This window comes from Teichococcus rhizosphaerae, from assembly GCF_002631185.1.
GTDB classification, from domain to species: domain Bacteria; phylum Pseudomonadota; class Alphaproteobacteria; order Acetobacterales; family Acetobacteraceae; genus Pseudoroseomonas; species Pseudoroseomonas rhizosphaerae.
The window spans coordinates 1-5,512 of the sequence record NZ_PDNU01000009.1 but is presented as its reverse complement, the minus strand read 5'-3'; the positions used below and the strand labels follow the sequence as shown (position 1 = coordinate 5,512).

6 protein-coding genes, 1 tRNA gene and 1 pseudogene are annotated in these 5,512 nt (G+C 71.3%); 2 read left to right on the top strand and 6 right to left on the bottom strand.

The window, feature by feature from the left end; translation table 11 throughout:
- Positions 1–94: 94 nt before the first annotated feature.
- Positions 95–1,273 carry a phage portal protein gene (locus tag CR162_RS07775; RefSeq protein WP_099094976.1) on the top strand — a complete coding sequence of 393 codons (1,179 nt, stop codon included), beginning with the start codon at positions 95–97 and terminating at the stop codon, positions 1,271–1,273.
- A gap of 232 nt (positions 1,274–1,505) precedes the next feature.
- Positions 1,506–2,450 (top strand): annotated as a pseudogene (locus CR162_RS23215) (tyrosine-type recombinase/integrase); the annotation flags it as partial.
- A 199-nt stretch (positions 2,451–2,649) separates the two neighbouring features.
- On the opposite strand, the gene CR162_RS07760 reads toward CR162_RS23215, so the two are convergent.
- The 6 genes from CR162_RS07760 to CR162_RS07735 form a co-directional block, all read right to left on the bottom strand.
- Positions 2,650–2,725: transfer RNA gene (locus tag CR162_RS07760), tRNA-Phe, on the bottom strand.
- A gap of 137 nt (positions 2,726–2,862) precedes the next feature.
- On the bottom strand, positions 2,863–3,048 hold the full coding sequence (gene yacG, locus CR162_RS07755) for a DNA gyrase inhibitor YacG (RefSeq protein ID WP_099094974.1): 186 nt from the start codon (positions 3,046–3,048) through the stop codon (positions 2,863–2,865).
- Entirely contained in the window at positions 3,038–4,147 is a 1,110-nt protein-coding gene (locus tag CR162_RS07750) for a ribonuclease E/G (RefSeq protein WP_099094973.1), read from the bottom strand. Before CR162_RS07750 ends, yacG begins: the two co-directional genes overlap by 11 nt.
- Positions 4,132–4,812 (bottom strand): Maf family protein, encoded by a 681-nt coding sequence (locus tag CR162_RS07745; RefSeq protein ID WP_367604097.1) that lies wholly within the window; start codon positions 4,810–4,812, stop codon positions 4,132–4,134. The genes CR162_RS07750 and CR162_RS07745 overlap by 16 nt, the downstream gene beginning before the upstream one ends.
- Complete coding sequence (infA, locus tag CR162_RS07740; protein WP_007003972.1) at positions 4,812–5,030, bottom strand: translation initiation factor IF-1; 219 nt, start codon at positions 5,028–5,030, stop codon at positions 4,812–4,814. The genes CR162_RS07745 and infA overlap by 1 nt, the downstream gene beginning before the upstream one ends.
- A gap of 183 nt (positions 5,031–5,213) precedes the next feature.
- Positions 5,214–5,512: histidinol dehydrogenase (locus tag CR162_RS07735; protein ID WP_176559758.1), on the bottom strand; the 299-nt coding region annotated here is incomplete at its 5' end.

The following is a 5,512-nucleotide window of genomic DNA, read 5'->3' as shown; positions in this document are numbered from 1 at the left end:
CCTTCCCGGCCTACGCCGCCACCAGCGTGGAGGCGCGTCACCGGGGCGCGCTCTCCGGTGCTGCCTCCCGCCGCCGCTTTCTGGAGACGCTGTGATGGGCATCCTTTCCCGCCTGTTCGGCAAGACCGAGGCCCGCAGCGCCACCAGCGCCAGCTACGCGGAGGCGTTCGGCATCAGCCCCACCGCCAGCGGTGCCTATGTCTCGCCCCGCCTGGCTGAGAACCTGGCCACCGTGGCGGCCTGTGTCAGCGCCATCAGCAGCGCCATGGCGAGCCTCCCGGCCTATGTCTACCGGGCTGCCGAACGTGGTCGGACGGAGCTGCCGGGCCATCCGGTGGCCCGCATCATCCGCCATCCCAACACGCGGCAGACATGGCCCGACCTGATCGAATGGATCATGGCGCAGGCCCTGCTGCACGGGAACGCGGTGTGCGTGGTGGAATACGATGGCGCCGGCCGGCCCACGGCGCTGCTGCCGATCCCCTGGAACAACGTGCAGGTGTCGCTGCTGCCGTCCGGGCGCCTGGCCTATGACGTGGCGCACTTCTCCGCGCCCTGGGGCGGTCCGGGCCTCTCGCGACGGTATCTGGAGGGGGAGGTGTTCCACCTTCGCGACCGATCCGACGATGGCTTGCTGGGCCGCTCCCGCATCAGCCGTGCGCCCGAGGTGCTGGGCATCGCCATCGCCGCCAACAACGCGGTCAGCAAGCTCTACTCGGGCGGCTTGCGGGCGCAGGGCTTCATCGAGGCGCCGGTCTTCCTGACCGAGGCCCAGCGCAAAGACGTGGACAATTGGCTGGGGAAGATCCGCGAGGCGATGCAGCACGGCCGCCTGCCGATGCTGGAAGGGGGCTTCAAGTTCGGCAATGCCTCCATCAGCCCCGAAGATGCCGAGCTGCTGGCCAGCCGTCGCTTCAGCGTGGAGGAGCTGTGCCGGCTGTTTCAGGTGCCGCCGCCCATCGTGCAGGATCTGAGCCACGGCACCTTCACCAACAGCCGCGAGGCTGGGCGCTGGTTTGCGCAGTTCACCCTCTCGCCCTGGGCGCGGAAGATCGAGGCGGAGTTCTCCCGCAGCGTCTTCGGCGTCAACAGCGCCGACTGCACGCTGGAGCTGGACATGTCCGGGCTGATGCGCGCCGACGCCGAGGCGCGGTGGCAGTCCCACAAGATTGCGGTGGAGGCCGGCATTCTGGACCCGGACGAGATCCGCGATATCGAGGGATGGAACCCGAGGCCGGCCGGCAAGCAGCCGGTGGAGGGGGAGGGGGCCTGACGGTGCGGAGCGACGCTGTTCTTCCGCCGAGCCTGCCGCCGCGTGGCCTCTGCCGCGTGACGGCGGCGGCCTATCTCGGCATCAGCCCGACCACGTTCGATGGCATGGTGCAGGATGGGCGGATGCCTGGTCCGAAGCGGATCGGGGCGCGCAAGGTGTGGGACCGGCATGCGCTGGATCTCGCCTTTGCCGCGCTACCGGGTGACGGCGACGCCAATCCCTGGGACACGCCATGATCAAGGTGGAGCGCAATTACCGCTACGTGGTGCAGGACCGGGACCGGCACGGCAATGTCCGTGTCTACCTGCGCCAGCCGGGCAAGCCCAAGGTTCGCTTGTACGAGACGCCCGGCACGGATGCCTTCGATGCCGAGTACCGGAAGGCGGTCAACGCCAAGCCGCAGAAGGCCAAGCCTGCGGTGGCCCCCGGCGTGGTGCTGCCGGGCAGTGTGGATGCGCTCTGCATGGCCTATTACCGCTCGGCCGAGTTCCGGCGCATGGATGAGCGCACCCAGCGCGTGCGGCGCGGCATCCTGGACCGCTTCCGCCAGAGCCACGGCAACAAGCCTGCGGCGCGGCTGGAGGCCCGCCACCTGATCGGCATCCGGGATGACCGGGCAGAGACGCCCGAGGCCGCCAACGGGCTCCTGAAGGCCCTGCGCGCCGTCTACCGGCACGGCGTGGCGCTGAGCCTGGTGCATGACAACCCGGCGGCCAAGGTGTCCTACCTGCCGGGCAGCGCCGAGGGCTTCCATGCGTGGTCGCTGGAGGAGGTGCGGCAGTTCGAGGCGCATCACCCGGTGGGCAGCAAGGCCCGGCTTGCCATGGCGCTGCTGCTCTACACCGGCCAGCGGCGCGGCGACGTGGTGCAGCTTGGCCGGCAGCATGTGCGCGACGGCTGGTTTGCCTTCACGCAGCAGAAGAATCGGAAGCGTCGTCCGGTGCGGCTTGAACTGCCCATCGTGCCCGAGCTTCAGCGCATCCTTGATGCGTCCCCCACCGGGGAACTGGCCTTCCTGGTCAGTGACCGGGGCACGCCCTACTCGGCGGAGACGTTCGGCAACCGCTTCCGCAAGTGGTGCCGGGAGGCCGGCCTGCCTCTCTGCTCTCCCCATGGGCTGCGCAAGGCGGCTGCCTCGCGCCTGGCCGAGCTGGGCTGCACGGCGCACGAGATCATGGCCGTGACGGGGCATCGCACCCTGAAGGAGGTGGACCGATACACCCGTGGAGCGGCGCAGCGGGTCATGGCGGAAAGCGCTTTCTCCCGCCTCGTTGCGGCCGATGCCGCAAACAAAAAGTCCCACCCCAACCCTGGCCGGTCGGAGTGGGACGAAAGCGATAGTCAAGCTACTGAAAACAGAGGAGATAAAAAGTGGATGGTGCCCAGAGCCGGAATCGAACCAGCGACACTGCGATTTTCAGTCGCATGCTCTACCAACTGAGCTATCTGGGCCCATGCTTGAGCGCCCCGGGAGGCGCCGTCGGCAGATGACGGGGAAATAACGGATGCGCCGCGCCCTGTCCAGCGGGGAGGCGGGATTGTTTTGTGGCCGGTCTCAAGCCTGGTGGCCTCTCAAGCCCCGGCATCTCTCAAGCCTGGCCGTTCTCCTCCTCCGGGTCGGCCACCGGCGGGCCGGGGATGACGTAGCCTCCTTGCAGCCAGCGCCCGAGATCGACCCGCCGGCAGCGATCCGAGCAGAAGGGGCGGTGCGCGGGGTCGGAGGGCTTGCCGCAGACGGGGCAGGCGGCGCGGCGGGGCTTGGGTTCATTCGGCATGGACATGCTCCTGTCCGGGGGCGCAGAGCGGGTCGGGGCGCAAGGTCAGCATCCCGGCGGCCTGGGCAAATTCCTCCAGCGCGCCGGGCCAGTCGCGCAGCGCGGCCAGCACGGCGGGGTGGGCGGTCAGCGCCAGCCTCGCGCCCGGACGGGCGGCGGCCTCGCGCAGGCCTCGCCGCAGGGCTGCGAGGCCGCGGGTGAGGGGGGAAGCGGGCGCGCCCAGCACCTCGTGGAGCGGCGTGTGGACGCGCCGCCTTTGCAGCTCGATCAGCCCCAGCCCCGTCATGCCCACCAGCCGCAGATGCGGGTCGGCCTCGAGATGCGGCTTCAGGCCGGGCAGCAGATCCCGCCGCCGTGCCACCGGCATCCCCGCCATGTCGATGAGGATGGCGCCGGCCAGGTGGCGCAGGCGGATCTGCCGCAGCGCCTCGGCCAGGGCCGCGGCATTGAGGTCGCGGTGTGCCGTGGCGTCGCGCCCGCCCGCGATGGCGCCGGCATCGATGTCGATGGCCAGCAGGGCCGGGGTGGGGTGCAGCGTCAGCCGCCCCCCGCCGGGCAGGGGCACGGCCATGCCGGCGAGGATCTCGAACGCCTCCTCCAGCGCCTCGTCGAAGGCGGGAGCGGCGGAAAGCGCCACCCGCTCGGCAGGCAACACAGCCCGCAGCCGGGCGGCGGTGGCGGGATGATCGGTGCGGATCAGCGCCCCGGGGTGCTGCGCGGCCAGGCGCAGCGGCGCGTCCGGGCCGCGCTGCAACAGGCGAACAGGGCCCTGGAAAGCCTCGGCCCCCGGCCGGGCTGCCAGGCGCGGACCCTTGCCGCCCTGCGGCGCGCGCGTCACCGCCACGCGCAGCCACTCGCCCTCGGTGCGGCCCTTGGCACCCTCGGAGTCGGGGAGGAAGCCGGTCTTGCCGCCGGCCATGGCCAGGAAGGCGCCCCCCATGGCGGGCGTGCGGGCGGAGATGCGGGCGATGTGCAGGTCGCCCACCCCCTCGGGCCGCGCGGGGCGCTCGATGAAAGCGGCCTCCAGCCGCCCCCCGGCCAGCAGGGCGGTGCGCTGCTCGCCAGGGGAGACGGAAACCAGGATCAGGGGCGCAGCCACCCGACGCCCCGCAACAGCTGCGCGGTCTCGTGCAGCGGCAGGCCCACCACGTTGGAATAGCTGCCCGACAGGAAGCGGACAAAGGCCTCGGCGGATTCCTGGATGGTGTAGCCGCCCGCCTTGCCCCGCCATTCGCCGCTGGCGACATAGGCCTCGAGCTGCGCCGGGCTCAGCCGCTGGAAGGTGACGATGCTTTCCACCACCCGCGTCAGCAGCCGCCCATCCGGCAGGCCGAGCGCCACGCCGGTATAGACGCGGTGGCGGCGGCCGGAGAGCAGCGCCAGGCATTCGCGCGCCTGCGCCTCGGTCTCGGCCTTGGGGAGGATGCGGCGGCCGACGCCCACCACCGTGTCGGCGGCCAGAACCAGCGCCGCGGGCTCGGCGGCCATCACGGTGCGCGCCTTGGCCTGCGAAAGACGCCCGGCGAGCTGGCGTGGCAGTTCCTGGCGCAGCGGGCTCTCGTCGATCTCCGGCGGCAGGATGCTCACGGGGACGACGCCGATGCGCGCCAGCAGCGCATGGCGGCGCGGGCTGCCACTGGCCAGCACCAGCGGCGGGCGCGCCTGCGGCGAGCGCGGAGGCAGCGATGGGTCCGCCTTGTCGGGGGAGGTGGCGGCGCCCTCGGGCGCGACGTCCGGCAGAACCGGCTGGCCCGCCTCAGGCATTACTTGAACCGGAAGGTGATGCGGCCCTTGGTGAGGTCGTAGGGCGTCATCTCGACATTGACGCGGTCCCCGGCCAGGACGCGGATGCGGTTCTTGCGCATCTTGCCGCTGGTATGGGCCAGGACCATGTGCTCGTTGTCGAGCTTCACGCGGAACATCGCGTTGGGCAGAAGTTCAACGACCTGGCCGCTGAACTCGATCATATCTTCTTTTGACATCAGGCCTCTTTCGGGGGTGGTGGCAGGCGGGGCGGACCATGATCGCCCGCGCCCGGCTGGTCAAGCACAGGCTGCGGAAGCGGGCAGGGCGCCGGCCGCTCGGTACGGCATGGAAATGGCGCCGGGAGGCGAATTCTTCAACCTTCAAGGACGGCGCGGAAAGGTGGCGGCAGGGACGGGGGCTCAGCCCTGCCCCAGCCGCATCGAGACGCTGCGGGCATGGGCGTCCAGGCCCTCCGCCCCGGCCAGCGCCACGGCGGCGGGGCCGATCGCCTCCAGCCCGCGCCGCTCGGCGGCGATCCAGGTGGTGCGCTTGAGGAAGTCGAACACCGACAGGCCGGAAGCGAAGCGCGCCGTGCGGCCGGTGGGCAGCACATGGTTCGGCCCCGCCACGTAGTCGCCCAGCGCCTCGGGGCAGTGGCCGCCCAGGAAGGCGGCGCCGGCATGGCGGATGCGGGCGAACAGCGCCTGCGGCTCGGCCA